Source organism: Cohnella sp. WQ 127256 (assembly GCF_024519285.1).
GTDB lineage: Bacteria > Bacillota > Bacilli > Paenibacillales > Paenibacillaceae > Cohnella.
Genome location: NZ_JAMZCY010000001.1, coordinates 524,903 through 540,293, shown reverse-complemented (window position 1 = coordinate 540,293; position 15,391 = coordinate 524,903). Strand labels below are relative to the sequence as shown.

14 protein-coding genes and 1 riboswitch are annotated in these 15,391 nt (G+C 46.2%); of the genes, 1 reads left to right on the top strand and 13 read right to left on the bottom strand.

The features are described from left to right. Positions 1-3: 3 nt before the first annotated feature. From cobD to M1K58_RS02155, 7 genes are all read right to left on the bottom strand, one after another. Complete coding sequence (cobD, locus tag M1K58_RS02185) at positions 4-1,140, bottom strand: threonine-phosphate decarboxylase CobD (RefSeq protein ID WP_256757021.1); 1,137 nt, start codon at positions 1,138-1,140, stop codon at positions 4-6. After that, on the bottom strand, positions 1,137-2,705 hold the full coding sequence (locus tag M1K58_RS02180) for a cobyric acid synthase (RefSeq protein WP_256758207.1): 1,569 nt from the start codon (positions 2,703-2,705) through the stop codon (positions 1,137-1,139). The genes cobD and M1K58_RS02180 overlap by 4 nt, the downstream gene beginning before the upstream one ends. Beyond that, a complete protein-coding gene (gene cobT / locus M1K58_RS02175; RefSeq protein ID WP_256758206.1) occupies positions 2,705-3,769 on the bottom strand; it encodes a nicotinate-nucleotide--dimethylbenzimidazole phosphoribosyltransferase in 1,065 nt (354 codons plus the stop codon). Before cobT ends, M1K58_RS02180 begins: the two co-directional genes overlap by 1 nt. Positions 3,770-3,922: 153 nt before the next feature. Then, positions 3,923-4,071, bottom strand: a riboswitch (cobalamin riboswitch). 31 nt (positions 4,072-4,102) lie between these two features. Next, positions 4,103-4,945 (bottom strand): DegV family protein, encoded by an 843-nt coding sequence (locus M1K58_RS02170; protein WP_256757020.1) that lies wholly within the window; start codon positions 4,943-4,945, stop codon positions 4,103-4,105. A 111-nt stretch (positions 4,946-5,056) separates the two neighbouring features. Next, positions 5,057-6,499: a nicotinate phosphoribosyltransferase gene (locus M1K58_RS02165; RefSeq protein WP_256757019.1), complete on the bottom strand. Its 1,443-nt coding sequence runs from the start codon at positions 6,497-6,499 to the stop codon at positions 5,057-5,059. Between the two features lie 33 nt (positions 6,500-6,532). Then, on the bottom strand, positions 6,533-7,078 hold the full coding sequence (locus tag M1K58_RS02160; protein ID WP_256757018.1) for a cysteine hydrolase family protein: 546 nt from the start codon (positions 7,076-7,078) through the stop codon (positions 6,533-6,535). 120 nt (positions 7,079-7,198) lie between these two features. Then, positions 7,199-8,473 carry a methyl-accepting chemotaxis protein gene (locus M1K58_RS02155; RefSeq protein ID WP_256757017.1) on the bottom strand — a complete coding sequence of 425 codons (1,275 nt, stop codon included), beginning with the start codon at positions 8,471-8,473 and terminating at the stop codon, positions 7,199-7,201. A 160-nt stretch (positions 8,474-8,633) separates the two neighbouring features. Here M1K58_RS02155 and M1K58_RS02150 point away from each other — a divergent pair, with 160 nt between their 5' ends. Then, entirely contained in the window at positions 8,634-9,488 is an 855-nt protein-coding gene (locus M1K58_RS02150) for a metallophosphoesterase (protein ID WP_256757016.1), read from the top strand. Between the two features lie 75 nt (positions 9,489-9,563). Here the strand turns inward: M1K58_RS02150 and efeB are convergent, their stop codons facing one another. The 6 genes from efeB to M1K58_RS02125 form a co-directional block, all read right to left on the bottom strand. Further along, positions 9,564-10,814, bottom strand: coding sequence for an iron uptake transporter deferrochelatase/peroxidase subunit (efeB, locus tag M1K58_RS02145; protein WP_256757015.1), 1,251 nt, complete (start codon positions 10,812-10,814; stop codon positions 9,564-9,566). A 23-nt stretch (positions 10,815-10,837) separates the two neighbouring features. Then, positions 10,838-12,007: an iron uptake system protein EfeO gene (efeO, locus tag M1K58_RS02140; RefSeq protein ID WP_256757014.1), complete on the bottom strand. Its 1,170-nt coding sequence runs from the start codon at positions 12,005-12,007 to the stop codon at positions 10,838-10,840. A 2-nt stretch (positions 12,008-12,009) separates the two neighbouring features. Continuing rightward, positions 12,010-13,542: an FTR1 family iron permease gene (locus M1K58_RS02135; RefSeq protein ID WP_256757013.1), complete on the bottom strand. Its 1,533-nt coding sequence runs from the start codon at positions 13,540-13,542 to the stop codon at positions 12,010-12,012. Between the two features lie 315 nt (positions 13,543-13,857). Continuing rightward, a complete protein-coding gene (locus tag M1K58_RS29610; protein WP_372339090.1) occupies positions 13,858-14,064 on the bottom strand; it encodes a cold-inducible protein YdjO-related protein in 207 nt (68 codons plus the stop codon). A 28-nt stretch (positions 14,065-14,092) separates the two neighbouring features. After that, positions 14,093-14,278: a hypothetical protein gene (locus tag M1K58_RS02130; RefSeq protein ID WP_256757012.1), complete on the bottom strand. Its 186-nt coding sequence runs from the start codon at positions 14,276-14,278 to the stop codon at positions 14,093-14,095. A 297-nt stretch (positions 14,279-14,575) separates the two neighbouring features. Continuing rightward, positions 14,576-15,109: a hypothetical protein gene (locus M1K58_RS02125; protein ID WP_256757011.1), complete on the bottom strand. Its 534-nt coding sequence runs from the start codon at positions 15,107-15,109 to the stop codon at positions 14,576-14,578. Between the last annotated feature and the right edge of the window lie 282 nt (positions 15,110-15,391).

The window sequence follows — 15,391 nt, the reverse complement described above, 5'->3', positions numbered from 1 at the left end:
CCTTCACCGCTCCCCTTTATCGCGATCTACTTCCTCGAACGCTTGCAAAATACGCTCATTGTCCTCTCGGTCGCGAACAGCAATACGAATATCTCTCTCCGTCAGTCCCTCATACATCGCGCAGCTACGAACCATTACCGCTTTCGGACCTAACGCTTGCTGCAACTTACTTGCTGTCCATGGTGCAGACAATCTGATGAGTAGAAAATTTGCTTCTCCAGACCACACTTGCCAACCAAGCCGCTTCGTTATTTCAGTGATCAGGTAACTTCTTTCCCTGGAGATAAGCTCGCGCGTTTCCGTTTCATACGCGGCCACTTCCGGTTGGAGGCATGCTTGTCCAGCTAGAAGCGCCATTCCATTGACGCTCCATGTGACTTGCTTGCGTCCCATCTTCTGAATCAGTTCTGGAGCAGCAACCGCATAACCGAGCCGTAAACCTGGGATGGCATAAAATTTCGTCATCGAATGGATGAGGATGACATGAGGATAGCTCTTAAGCTCAGGTAATAACGTAACGCGCTGCTCCTGCGGGATGAAGTCAATGAAGGCTTCGTCTAACACCAGGTATGTGGATGTGAGCTCCGCGCGATTGGCGATCTCACGAAGCTGCTCTAGGGAATAAGTGAGGCCTGTCGGGTTATTCGGATGACCAAGAAAGAGAAGGTCCACTTGCTCCAATAATACATGCAAATCGTCAGGATTGGCATTAAAGCCATTCTCTTCTCGACCAACGACTGTGACCACTTCCGCGCCAAAATCCTGCGCTAACTGCGCATATTCAGAGAAACAAGGGGCAACTACGCCAACTTTCTCGATTTCCAATCCTAAGAGGGCGAGCGCCATACATTCCGCAGCACCATTACCGATAAGTAGTTGGTTTACATGAACGCTTAGCTTATCTGCGATCATCTGCTTAAGCTGACGATGGGCTGGATCAGGGTAATTAACAATGGCGCTGATCCCTTCACGGAGTGCTTCCATCACTTGTTTAGGTGGTCCAAGAGGGTTAATGTTTGCACTATAATCAAGCCAATCCTGCGAGTTGATCCCGAAGAAGCTAGAGGCTGTTAAGATGTCCCCCCCATGTCCGAAGGGCTCCATCTTACTACTGTTATGATTTCCGTTCATCACACTCATAGACCAATCTCCTCATTCGAATTCATGATCTCATACACCTTTTGCATATCCATATGCTTACGCACATGATCCGCTAAACGGTTAAATTCAGCTTCACGCAGCTTGTTAAAGTTCAACTCATTGGCGAGCGGTGCCCAGTCCTTGGAGGAACGAATGGCATTCAACCAATTGCGCCGAAACGCATCATTATGCAAAATACCATGAATATACGTTCCCCACACTTTGCCATCCTCGGAGCGTGCTCCTTCCTGATGAAGCGATGGAGTTTCCGCGGTTTCTCTAACATGACCTATATTCATCGGATGCTCAACATCCCTAGTAAAAGAGGTTCTGCCCATATGAATCTCATAGCCTTCGATCATTTCAACTTGAGAATCCCAGCCTTGAGCGTGTCCAGCAACGCGTTCAGTTCGCTTGTCCGAAGCAAACACAGTCTCCATTGGAAAAATACCTAAGCCCGGTAAAATACGATGAGCGGACTCGATTCCATCGGGGTCCAGCAACCGCTCTCCAAGCATCTGATAGCCTCCGCATATTCCAGTGAGCCACCCCCCCTGTTTTCTATGATCCAGAAGTAATAGATCAAGACCCGTCTCGCGGAGAAACAGTAGATCCTCCGCCGTGTTTTTGCTACCAGGAACAATGACCGCATCCGGATTTCCAAACTCCTCCACACGAGTGACATATCGAACTGTCGTATCCTGCTCCGCATAGAGCGGATCGATATCCGTGAAGTTAGCCACTCGTGGAAAACGGATAACAACGATATCCAGATGGTCTTCATTTGTTTTCCGGCTTGCCGAGTGCTGTAGAATAGATAAAGAGTCCTCGGACTCCAGTCTTAAGCTATCGATATGGGGAATAACGCCAAGGACGGGCTTACCCGTCTTCTGCTCCAGCCAGTCGAGTCCCGGCTGCAATAGAGCGACATCTCCCCTGAATTTATTAATGATAAACCCTTTAACTCGTGCCCGTTCGTCAGGCTCAAGTAATTCCAGTGTCCCTACAATAGACGCAAACACGCCCCCACGATCGATATCCGCGACGAGAATCACAGGTGCATCGGCCCATCTTGCCATCCGCATGTTCACGATATCCCGGTCCTTGAGATTAATTTCCGCCGGGCTTCCGGCTCCCTCAAGAAGGATAACCTCATATTCCATTCGCAACCGATCCAATGCTTCTCTCACGATCAGCCCAGCTTCAGCCAAATATTCATTCCGATAACTGAACGCATCCATCGTTCGATAAGGCTTGCCATGCACAACAACCTGAGAAGCGCGATCCGTTGTTGGCTTAAGCAAGATAGGATTCATATCGGTTGTAGCCACGATGCCGCAAGCATCGGCTTGCATGCCTTGAGCCCGACCAATCTCTTTACCGTCCAGTGTAACATAGCTATTTAAAGACATGTTTTGCGATTTAAATGGAGCCACTGACAAACCATCCTGAACTAGAATACGGCACAAAGCAGCAGTAAGAATACTTTTGCCTACATCCGATGCGGTTCCTTGAATCATCAATGTTCGAGCAGGGCTTTTAACTAAAGTATCTGCTATGTTCATCACTCTTTCGACACACCCGCACTCTCGAACGTCGCCATTTCCCGCATAATCTTGCTCGCTGCATCAATAAAGTGGAAGCACAGAACCGCTCCTGTCCCTTCACCTAGCCGCATATCCATATGAATCATCGGAGCTAGACCAATAGATTCAAGCATCCGACTATGTCCCAATTCAAGCGACATATGAGATCCCATCATATAGGATACCGACAGCGGCGCAAGGCGGCTGGCTATGAGAGCTGCGGCCGATGAGATGAACCCATCGATGACGACGATCGCGCGATGCGCAGCCGCGCCCAGAATAACGCCGACGAGGCCGGCGATTTCCAGTCCTCCAAGCTTCGCGAGGACGTCAAGAGCATCCGCCGGGTCGGCGGCATTGACCTGCAGCGCGCGTTCGATGACGCGCTGCTTATGCAACAGGCGCGCATCGTCTATGCCGGTGCCGCGGCCAACTGCTTCCTCTGGCGAGATCCCCGCCAGAGCAATCAAAATTGCGGCACTCGGCGTCGTATTGCCGATGCCCATTTCGCCGGTGGCGAACACGCGGGTCCCCTTGGCGGATAACTCCGCCACAAGGTCGTAACCGACGCGGATAGCCGCCACCGCTTCTTCGTGTGACATCGCCGCTCCTTGGGCGATGTTTGCCGTGCCTTTGCGGACCTTGCGCGCCACTAGCAAAGGGTGCTCAAGGTCTGCATTCACACCGATGTCAACGCACATGACATCGGCTCCTGCATGGCGAGCTAGCACATTAACAGCTGCTCCGCCTTCTAAGAAGTTAAGTACCATTTGCGGTGTCACTTCTGCCGGGAATGCACTAATTCCTTCTTCGCATACCCCATGATCCCCTGCCATCACGATAACTGCTTTGCGTGACAGATCCGGTATGCTTTCTCCTGTAATTCCTGCCGCTTGCTTCGCCACAGCTTCAAGCTTACCCAAGCTCCCTTGCGGCTTAGTCAAGCTATCCAACCTATGTTGTGCATCATCCATTGCTTTCTGATCCAAGGGGATAATGGACCCCAACATGCTTTCCATATCCCGAGCATAATTCGCATTCATATTAACGCTCCCTCTCCATAACAATCAATTCTATTTAACCGAAAAAAGCTCCGTCCTTATAATACGGACAGAGCTTCAGCAAACACGGGAATAATAGTCCAACCACTAAAGATAAACATCCCAAGTGAGCCGTATCCTTATCCGCGAAGGAATTCGTCTACTTCCCTTGGGGCAGGTCATCTGACTGATAGGTTATTCCCTATTTCACAGTGGCGGGACCGTGCCGGATTCATACCGGCTTCCCTTTTAACCTATATATGCATACTACATGCATTTAAGGCACCCTAAGGCAATATAGCTATTTAATTATGGCATGCGACCAATCACTTGGAATCACTCGAAGTAATACATAAAGCCTATCGCGCCAACACCGGTATGTGTACTTATAATGGGCGTCGTATCCTCAATACTAATCCGGTCATATCCGGTTAATTCTTTAATCGTTTCCTTCAGCTTGGAAGCCATTTCATGACCTTCGGCATGAACTAGCCCAACACCTTTGATTGCTTTCCCCTTCACATCCTCGGCAAATTGCTTCGCCAGATGGGTAACGACATGCGCACGGCTTCGAACCTTCGCAACCGGAGTGTATTCTCCACCGTCCAGAGAAGCGATGATTTTGATCTTCAACAAGGAGCCAATCCACGCTTTGCCTTTACCAATTCGACCGCCTTTAACGAGGTTGTCCAACGTATCGACGACGACAAAAAGCTTGGTCTGCAATCGAATCTCATTAAGTCTGGCTACGATAGCGTCCATACTTCTGCCTGCCTTGGCCATAGTCGCAGCTTCGATGACTTGGAAGGAGAGTGCTTTGGAAATATAGCGAGAGTCCACAACCGTAACCTTCGTATCGGACATCTCTGCGCCCATTTCAGCAGAACGAACCGTACCGCTCATTCCACCGGTCATATGAATAGAGATGACTTCACTACCATCGCTACCTAACCGATCGTACAGCTCAAGGAACGCACCTGCTGGAGGCTGTGAGCTCTTCGGAAGCTCACTTGCTTGCTTCATCTTGCTAATAAATTCAGTTGGGGTAATATCCACACGATCCAAATAAGTTTCATTATCTATACTTAACGATAATGGGACAACTTCAATGCCGTATTCTTGTATGATGTCATCGGACAGATCAACAGTCGAATCTGTCACCACTCTAATGTTACCCACGGCGGTCATCCTGCTTTCATTTGATGTCGTAAAATGTAGAAAAATAGAACTTATCCTTATATTTTACCACTCTGGACCTAGTACTTTCAACTTACCTCCTGTCCACACCTTCTACTGCTGATGCTCTTTAAGCAGATTAGTTTTCAGTTCTGAGATCATACTACTGAAATTTATGCGATACATTTGTGGATTTAGCTTTCGCAGATGCTCAGGCCAAAACAACGCCAGCTGATCTTGATGATAGGTACGAATGTCATCCAGCTTAGGCAGCTCAAAAACCAGTTTGCCTTGCACGAAAATAGGCAGCAATAATGGAATCGCGTCATAGCTTTCAACGAATTTATATAGATGTGGATGAAGAGGGTCGACTAGCTTGATCGGTTGTACCCGCTGTATATCCTCTTCCTCAGGTAAGCATATATAGTCCGCTTCTGCCATTCCGGTCTGCTTGCTAACAATTCGGTATACCTCTTTAATACCTGGATTCGATATTTTCTCGGGATTTCCGGAAATTTTGATGACGGGTACGAGATCCCCATCTTTCTCACGGGCAACTAGCTTGTATACTCCCCCTAAAGAAGGTTGATCGAAAGCCGTAATTAATTGTGTGCCTACTCCCCATACATCGATTTTGGCACCTTGGGCTTTAAGCTCCGCGATAATATTCTCATCCAAATCGTTAGAAGCTACAATTTGCACATCTGGATAGCCCGCTTCATCTAGCATGACACGCGCACGCTTCGACAGGTAAGCGAGATCACCACTGTCTAATCTAATTGCCTTAAGACGTTTTCCCTGCTGCTCCAATCCTTTCGCGATCTTGATCGCATTCGGAACTCCACTCTTAAGCGTATTATAAGTGTCCACAAGGAGAGTGACATGGTCGGGTAATGCCTCCGCATACTGCCGAAAGGCGTCTTCTTCCGTATCGTGGCCTTGTATCCAGGAATGAGCATGAGTGCCCGAAGTCGGAATGCCGAACATCATACCTGCTCGCATATTCGAGGTGGCATGGAATCCTACGATATAAGTCGCCCTTGCTCCCCATACCGCTGCATCTGCTTCCTGTGCACGTCTTGTTCCAAATTCCAATAATAGTTCATGCGGTGCAACAAGCTTTATCCTTGAAGCTTTAGTTGCGACTAGCGTTTGATAATTCATAAAATTAAGCAATGCAGTCTCAATAAGCTGAGCTTCGAACACCCTTGCTTCTACTCGGATGAGAGGCTCATTCGGAAAAGCCAGCGTTCCCTCTCTCATTGCATGCAAATTCCCCGTAAACTTAAAGCTTCTAAGCTCTGTCAGAAAACCCGTCTCATAGTTCTCTTCTTGCTCTTGCAAGTATTTTATCTCCGCTTCACCGAAGGCTAATCCTTGAATATATTCAACGATGCGCTCCAATCCAGCAAATACAGCATATCCATTACCAAAAGGAAGCTTACGGAAATACGCCTCGAATACAAATTTATCGTTCAGGGTGCCCTTTTTCCAATGGGCGTACATCATGTTGATCTGATACTTGTCCGTATGTAGCGTTAAGTTTGTATGATTCATCTGATCGATATAGACTCCCTTCGCGAGCTTAAGTTACTGAAAATGACTCACGACCGTCGCTCCAAGAACTTTCTCAAAGTGACCCATTGCCCATTCATGACCTATTGGATTAAAGCTGGCGACTGCGTCTTCATGGATATAGGTTTGGAATCCTTTATTATAAGCATCTACTGCCGTATGCAATACACAGATATCGGTGCACACCCCGACCAAATGAACTTCCTGAATGCCCCGCTCGCGGAGTTTCAGCTCTAGATCAGTGCCACAAAACGCACTGTACCTCGTTTTATCCATCCAATTGGCTGCCTGTTCATGAACGGAGTACCATTCTCCTAGTTTCCCATACAGCTGTCTACCTTCCGTATTCCTAATGTTGTGTGCGGGGAACAGCTTTGTTTCTGGATGATTCACATCTTCTTCTTCATGAAGGTCAACAGCCAAAACGATATAATCTCCATTAACCGCAAACCGTTCCGTTAATTCTACTATTCGAGCTTCGATTTCGATTCCAGGCTGGCCCACAGGCAAATTCCCGACTACAAAATCAACGGTATAATCAATGACGATTAAAGCCTTCATTCCTACACACTCCCACTTTGACTGTAGATTCATAATTTATTTTATTAAAGCATTATAAGAAGAAAAAAACGCCTCGCTATATTATATAGCAAAGGCGTTCTAATTAATGATATCCGTCACTTATGAGCGAAAATAATCCACTTTGCTCCGTAACTCCGTCGATTTCGCACGTAAAGAATCAGTTGAAGCAGATATTTCTTGCATTACTGCAGTCTGCTCCTGAGAGGCAGCGAATACCTGTTGCGCACCTAAGCGTATTTTCTCCGCGACTTGCGCGACTTGCCGTGCTTCGTTTAATTGCTCTGTAGCTTGTTTCGCCTGCAAAGTCAGATCTCCAGCCATCGATTCCACGATTCCAACAACTAGCTGAGCTTCCTCGTTAACCTCATGGAATGCCGTTGCGAACTCTTCGCCTTTCATCGCTTCCCGCTGAGATACCTCATATTGCGAACGAATATGACCTACAGCATGAGTCACTTCATTTTGAATTTGTTTGATAAGTCCACGAATATTTTTGACAGAAACCGCACTTTCATCCGCAAGAGCTTTGACTGCTTGAGCGACAACCTCGAAGCCTCTTCCCTCTTCTCCAGCCCGTGCCGCTTCAATCGAAGCATTCAGGGCAAGCAGGTGAGTCTGGTCGGCAATTTCCCCGACAACATTGGAGATCGATCCGATTTCATTTGCATGCGTACTCAACCTTGCCACGACATTCATCGCTTCCCGATTAAGCTCTGACAACTGATACATGCCCCCCACCAAGGACTGGAACACTTCTTCACTTTGCTTAGCCGCTCGGTTCATGTGCCCTGCACGTTCCCGTGCGTGAGAAGCTTCCTCACTCATCCGATCTGCAGCCGCTGAAAGTGCTTCCGCATCTTGATGCAAACGATCCGCTGAATCAGCTTGTGACTGTGTACCAGAAGTGATGGCTTCCGTTTCGTTCGTCATTTGCTCAATCTGTCCTGTCGCTTGACCGATCGCTTGCTGCAACTCCTTAACATGCGAGTCTGTAAGTCGTGAATTATCCTTAATTCCTGCAATAATTATTTTTAATTGGCCTAACATTTGCTCGAAAGCTTCCCCAAGGGCTTGCATCTCATCATTAGAAGGACGCGCTACAACCTTAACACCAAGATTTCCAGTTGCTGCCTCCTGAGCTGCAGTTGTTAATGCAAGCAGTGGCCTCAAAAGCCATCTTGCTGCGAAATATCCAAATAGCCCGGTCCAGAACACACCGAGTAAGAGCGTTAGAAGAACAAATAGCCATCCAGGAACGAAAGTGAACATATCCTTAAGAACGAGTAAAAAAAAGGCGCTTGTCGCATAGGTAACTGTTGAAGAAACTGTAATACCGACGACCATTTTCTTAACGATGCCAAATTGTTTTTGCATGTCTTAACTCCTCTGTCCCCGAGATGTTCTTTCATTAAAGCACGTATGATTGAAAAGGGGCTGTGATGAATATCACATTTACTTCAGGCTTGACCACACATTCTTTAACTGCGCACGTAAACGTGTTAAATTATTATGAAGTGAGAAAGGATGATCCACCTTGCCCTTAACCCTATTCGTAGTGTTACTATTCATAATTGCATTAGTTGGTGCTTATGGAATATTCATAGAGCGAAGACGATTATCCATTACTCGACATGACGTCCATTCAACAGCACTTCCAGAAGGATTTCATGGTAAGACCATTGTACAGTTCAGCGATACTCATATCGGGCCCCAATACTCCCTTGAGCATCTGAAGCAACTTATTTTACATATTAACTCTCTTCACCCTGATATCGTCGTTTTTACGGGTGACCTATTCGATGCACGGTACAAGGATATCGCCAAGAGCTACGACCCAACGATGATCCTTGCACAAATCAATGCATCGCTAGGCAAATATGCTGTATACGGAAACCATGATTTCGGCTATACAAGAAAAGCCCGAAATTCCGGGTCACACCTTAGTCACGCAGGATTCAAAGTGCTCATTAATGAAGTCGATAGAATTACGCTTCCTAACGGTGAATATATTACAGTCGCTGGCTTGGACGATTACGTTAACGGAAAACCAAATGCAAACTCTACCTTTTCCGTACGGAATGGTGATGGCTTTCATCTGCTACTCGCACATGAGCCTGATATTGCTGATCGTCTTGTTCGATACCCGATAGACCTTCAGCTATCCGGGCATAGCCACGGTGGTCAAGTCACTCTACCTTGGGTTGGAGCATTGATTAAAACTCCACTAGGTAAGAAGTATATTAGCGGAATGTATCAGATTAAGAAAAGATCCTATGATGACCGTCCCTATAGGCTATACGTAAATCGGGGCATTGGAACAACCCGGATTCCGATCCGAATAGGCTGCGTGCCCGAGTTGTCCGTGTTCACTCTATGGAGAAGTCGATAACAGGCTCATTCGCCAATACAAAATAAAAAGCAGCTACGCGATTTGCGAGCTGCTTTTATACTTTTCGATAGAAGATTAGGATTCCATTATATTTTGACCAATATATTGTCCTTCTCGTAAGCCACCTGGACAAGCAAACATGGCGCTGGCGACATGAGTGGCATAGGCGTTAAGTGCGTCTTTGCTTTGCATTAGCTTAAGCATCGGGATGAGCTGCTCTTCAGGATTCCTCTGATAACTAATAAATAGCAGCCCTGCGTTCACGTTCCCCGTAAGCGGATCGACGCCTTCCGTGTAGGAATAGCCTCTTCGATGAATCAGCTGCTTCGATTCCTTAGCGAGACGAACATGTGCATCTATCGGCATTTGCGAAGGATCGGGTTTGTCAAATTCATCCTTCATTCCATAAGCAGCCCCTGACTCCTTATGTCGGCCGAATGTATCCTCCTGATCCGTCATAGACGATCGATCCCATACCTCAAGAAGCATGCGAACCTTCCGATAAGCTAAGTAAGTACCACCTTGCATCCATGATGGCTCATCCTCGCCCACCCACACAACATCCTTGTAGCCATCTGAAGTCTGATGTAGGACATTCGCCGTACCATCCTTAAAGCCGAACAGGTTACGTGGTGTTTGGCCTGCAGCTCCACCACTGATGAAGCCCTCCTGCAGCCAATTCAACGTGACTGATCCTGAAGAGAGACGAATAAAGTTCCGCAGCGCATGGAACGCAACTTGCTGATCCTCCGCGCACACTTGGATACATACATCTCCACCCGACAAGGACGGATCGAGATAATCGCGTGGCATTCGAGGGATATCCTTCAAATGAAGAGGCATCTTGTTAGCGATACCGAATCGATCCTTACCGTCCTTCATAAAGAAAGTGGGTCCGAATCCGAAGGTCACCGTCAATCTCGAAGCTAAAAGATCCAGCGTTTCTCCCGTATCGGAGGGTGGGAGCATCGGATTATCTCCCGTTCTCATCGTTCCACCCGCGACACTTAAATGGCTGAACTTCGTCCAATCGCGTAACACACGAATGACCGCTTCTCGATCCGTAGCCGTAATGCGAAAGCTAGCAAGATACATGTACGTTTGCTGTGGAGTGATAATACCAGCTTGGTGCTCACCATACATCGGTATGCTCTCATCCATAAGCTTACCGTTATCCGTAGTTGAAGTCGACTTGCTGGAAGGAGACACTATATTCTCAATCGCAGCCATTCCCGACGCCCCAATCGCTAAACCAACACCGACTGAAGCAGAGATTTTAAGAAAATCCCGTCGAGATATCTGATCTTTCTTATTGTTGGAGTCCATTACCTACTCCCCTTCTCTAATGACTAGAGGATACTTGCAGTTTGAGACATTAAGTTGGACAACTGGCTAATTTGGTCACTGATCAGGCGGATTTGCTCTGTCGTCAGTTTGTCATACGTTACAAATATTCCATTGGTTTGATGACCACGAAGCGTCTCCTCAAGCACTTGGAATTGCTTATCCAATTGATTCGCGAGATCCGGGTTTTTTTCGTTAAGTGCCGGAATAATTGCTAAGTAAACCGTCTTAGATCCATCTACGTTGGCTGCGAAATCAACCAAATCAGTATGAGAGTAGAGCTCCTCTTCACCCGTAATTTTGGATATTGCCGCTTCGTTCAATAGCTCCATAGCTCCTGCAACCATTGCTTTCGGCTCCAGCTCTATCGTTTTCACCTTTTGCAATAATTCCTCTGTATCTTTAACCAACTGATCGCCATAAGCGTCCATACCCTCTAAAGAGTTGTCCAGCCATAGCGCTTTCTCAATTCGGTGGAATCCGCCCCAAGTGCTCTCATCCTCTGCATCGGCAAGACGCGCATCGATTCTTGGATCCAGATCTCCGAAGCTCTCGGCAATCGGTTCGATATTCTCAAAAAATACACGAGCTTTCGGATATTCAAGCTTCGCCTGATCTGAATTTCCGGCTTTAACAGCATCCACGAACACTTTAGTCTGGTTTACTAGATTCGTAGCTTGTTCCTCAACATAAACTTTGTAGTTAGCTACTGCCTTCGTCAAAATCTCAGATGTGCTAGCTGTCGTTTCTTTCGCATTAAGCAAAGTCGTTAGTGCAACTTGAAGCTTCTCAGCCGTTATTTTCAAAGCATCAAAGTCTACTTTATCATAAGCTGAAGCCGAGAAGATAGGCATTTCGTATTTCTCAACTTCCGTATATTCGAGTGGAAATACTTGACGTACATTGTTCTCAAAGGCTAACCAAGCATCATTAATGGTCTTACCTAGGCGCTTAACCTCTTCCAAATCCTTTTTCTCAATCGCGTCTTGCAGCTTCTTAGTTTCTTCCTGAAGCTTAATCGTGCCTTGCTGAATGACTCCCTTATCTCCTGATGGAGCTTCGCTTTGACTCGCTTCACTAGACGCTACTGGTGCACTATTATTTTCTTTCCCACATGCACTAAGAACCAATGTTGCTGCAATAAACAATCCTGCAATTTTTTTCTGCTTACTCATTGTTATTCCCCCATTAATTTCATTTTGGTTGCTGTAATCATATTGATTTCCTTACTTACTCTCTTCTTCTTCGCTCTCTGAACAATGACTACCGCAACGGCAATCATCACAAAGAGTAATTGTGGTAGCGTGCTGTACCAAGAAGGATATAAACTGATGCTCAGTTGCTCAGGTAAATACTCTTCAATTGTAGAAGGGATAACTCCCGCCATCTGCAAACTATGTATGCCAGAGCCCATGAACTTAAAGCATAGATAGAATACAATAATACTTGAAACGAGAAATACCGGGCGTATGGGTAATCTTGTGCCTAACTTGATCATCACTACTGCACAGACCGCGAGTATTCCGAAGCCCGCCGCAATACCTCCTGCCAATTCAGCACCCGGCATCTTCCCAACCATTCCAACGAGGAAAATAACAGTTTCTAATCCCTCGCGTACGATTGCAAAGAAAGCTAGCAGCGCTAAAGATATCATTCTGCCACTCGTTAAGGCTTGGGTACTCTTCGATTGCAGGAACTGATTCCAGCGTTTAACGTCAGAGTTCCGATGCAGCCAGTAACTTACATATAGCAGCAACACGCTTGCTAACACACCAGTCCAGCCGTTAATCAACGAGTTGTTGTGACCAAATGCGCTTGACGAGAGTAGGAAAGCAACAACAAAACCAACAGCAATACATACGAGCGCACCAACCGATGAGCCCCCGATAACCCAGCGTCTAGCCGCCTTGGAGTCAGACTTCTTGGCATACATCAGTAAGGTTCCTACGACTAGAAGCGCCTCGAGTCCTTCTCGAAGTGGAATCAGAGCCGCATCCCACCAAGAATATTGCGCATCGATGAGCGGTGTTAAGGATACAATCATCCGCTCTACAATTGGCTCAGCTTGATCTTGTTTATCGGAGCTAGACAAATAGGCATCCATCAATACAAGATCCCGCTCCGAATGATTATAGACAGTCTGGGATTGGCTAACGATATCTCCCTCAACAGACAACCATTGACGTTGTAGCAGCTTCACTTCGGTTTGCGCTTCTGACCAAGCTTGGCGCTTCATTAGTTCGCTTGCTTGTCTAAGCTTCATGACGTATGCGCTTAACGTCATCTGCTGATTCCCAGCATTATCGACATAAGCCCCGTCTGAATAATTACGCAACGAGAATTGCAGTGCACCTGCTTCATCCGTTGCTTGCTGCAGCTCTTTATTTAGAAACGCCAAGGAAAGACTCGCGATTTGACGATCAATCTCTAACGACATATCGAGCGAGTTTTGTTTGACGACCTTCTTGTTTGTATTCCACCATTTTTTAATTAAACGAAATGCTTCAGAGGATTGCTCTAGGTTTCCTGATTGTAAGCTTTTAACCATCTCTTCCGTATGAACAAGTGCTGTTCCTATAGCATCATCAGCAGTCGCAGCCATTGCCTTATAAGGAGATGAGACCAGAATCATGAACAGAGCCCCGATCAGAATGAACGAACAAACCGTCTTCATAAGAGCCCTAGTACCATGTCGGCTTGTCGTGCTCATTCGGAATGCCCCCTTACGTCTTTTTATATATGTAGTCGAACGTTAATGATAATAGTTCTCAATGCACCAACTTATTATAGTCATATCCCTATTTGGTGTCAATGGGGCGAACAGCAGTAAGCCCACGTAATTACTGACACCATAATCCATTGCTCACACAATTATCACATTCTTGTTCATTCCGATAAAAGTTACGTGGTTCTCGAGTACTCACTGGTTTATCAAGATACATTTCGAGCTTCTGCATAACATGCAAAAACACAGAATCCAGGGGATCCCGGGTTCTGTGTTTTTCGATCTCTTCCTATTAATATATTAATATACATTTGCTTTAACAATCTGCGGCAATGCTTTAGTCTGATTGATCATGCTGGATTGACACATTGGACAAATTGGCTTCTGCGAAAAAGAATACTCATCTCTTAGCCAACATTTACAGCTCTGATTGGAGCATATCCAGATTTGCGTGTCAATCAAGTTCACTGCTTCCGCATTTTGCTTACTCCGATAAAAACTTGCCATCTCTAGCTGCACCCCTTTTGAATTGCGGTCATTCTCCAGTTGCTATCGTCAGTTGCTTCTTCGGTCGACAAAATTTACATACTTTCGTTGCTGTTCCGTCAATGAGTGATCCATCATAAAGCAGCTTTATTCCTGTTCTTGCGCAGCGAGGGCATTCCCCTCTACCCTTTGCATGAAGTCCTAGCAACACATTTCCACGAGTTTTGGTAGCCATTATTATTATTCTCTCCCCATATCATGATTTGTACATTCCTACGATCAACCTTGTACAAAGCTTGTCCCCTATCGGGGAATAAGACAGAAAACATAGCATCACCACCTTACCCATTTAATGTAAAAAGCCCCATACAACGAATGAAGACACCTCGCTCTGGCGCGAGATGCCTCATTTAGTTTAGGATACCACAATTGGAAGCAGGTATCAACTTTTATAAATATTTCCCATTTTAAGTAAGAGTATATATTAAAAACCTTCTGGTCTATTTTGCTTTTCAAAAAATTGGATTCACTCTTAGAGTGATGGATTATCCACCACACTCCACCGGCTTCCATATTGCTCTAGCCTCGGATGGAGCGTTGCCGGCTCCGATAATAACAGCAATCGAATTTTGACAATCCAATCCTCGAAGGACGTAAAAGAAGCGAATACGTTTGCTATCTTTGGCGTAACGAATAGAAAATGTGGGGCAGGAAGCGTCTCCGTCAAATGACGTAAGGCGGAATCAATTGGCGTATATTTTTTCCGCTTCCCTTCCCATCCGTCTAACGTAATCCTCTCATCCTCCTTTTCCCGTAACCACTCGAATAGCCGTTTTTCCCGCTTGTAGTAGGGACTAACCGGCTCCTTGGACATCCTCCTCATCGTTTCCTCATGAATCGGATACATCACAAGCTTCACGAATGAGCGAGCAGTCGCACTCTCTGCCGCAAGATCCAGTTCCTCATCCGTTATATGTTCGAACGAATCATAGAAAATAAGTGTGCCCTTATCCCGCTCTACTGGTGGCTCGTAGCCATAGGGAACACTTTGCACAATCTTAGACACACGCCACTCCTCCTTAAGCCTCATTTAGGTATAGCTTTCCCTTTATTATGAAAAAGGTGATTGTTACACCTTCCTATTTCTCTCCTTATCCAAGCAAAACCTTCTTTCGTCTTTTGACGAGCATCTTTGGTTTGGTGGGGTTGGGGAATGGAATTGAAATGGATTGGGATGGCGAATGGGGAATAGGGAAAAGGGATGAAGAATGAAGAATGGATGGGTAAGTGAGGACTGTAGTCGATAGAGTGATGGCATAATTGGGAGCTGAAAGGATGTGAGAATCGT

Bases quoted from the DNA above. Each gene is read 5' to 3' on its own strand.
- cobD (WP_256757021.1), bottom strand. From the start codon at position 1,140: ATGAGTGTGATGAACGGAAATCATAACAGTAGTAAGATGGAGCCCTTC.
- M1K58_RS02180 (WP_256758207.1), bottom strand. From the start codon at position 2,705: ATGAACATAGCAGATACTTTAGTTAAAAGCCCTGCTCGAACATTGATG.
- cobT (WP_256758206.1), bottom strand. From the start codon at position 3,769: ATGAATGCGAATTATGCTCGGGATATGGAAAGCATGTTGGGGTCCATT.
- M1K58_RS02165 (WP_256757019.1), bottom strand. From the start codon at position 6,499: ATGAATCATACAAACTTAACGCTACATACGGACAAGTATCAGATCAAC.
- M1K58_RS02160 (WP_256757018.1), bottom strand. From the start codon at position 7,078: ATGAAGGCTTTAATCGTCATTGATTATACCGTTGATTTTGTAGTCGGG.
- M1K58_RS02155 (WP_256757017.1), bottom strand. From the start codon at position 8,473: ATGCAAAAACAATTTGGCATCGTTAAGAAAATGGTCGTCGGTATTACA.
- efeB (WP_256757015.1), bottom strand. From the start codon at position 10,814: ATGGACTCCAACAATAAGAAAGATCAGATATCTCGACGGGATTTTCTT.
- efeO (WP_256757014.1), bottom strand. From the start codon at position 12,007: ATGAGTAAGCAGAAAAAAATTGCAGGATTGTTTATTGCAGCAACATTG.
- M1K58_RS02135 (WP_256757013.1), bottom strand. From the start codon at position 13,542: ATGAGCACGACAAGCCGACATGGTACTAGGGCTCTTATGAAGACGGTT.
- M1K58_RS29610 (WP_372339090.1), bottom strand. From the start codon at position 14,064: ATGGCAAGTTTTTATCGGAGTAAGCAAAATGCGGAAGCAGTGAACTTG.
- M1K58_RS02130 (WP_256757012.1), bottom strand. From the start codon at position 14,278: ATGGCTACCAAAACTCGTGGAAATGTGTTGCTAGGACTTCATGCAAAG.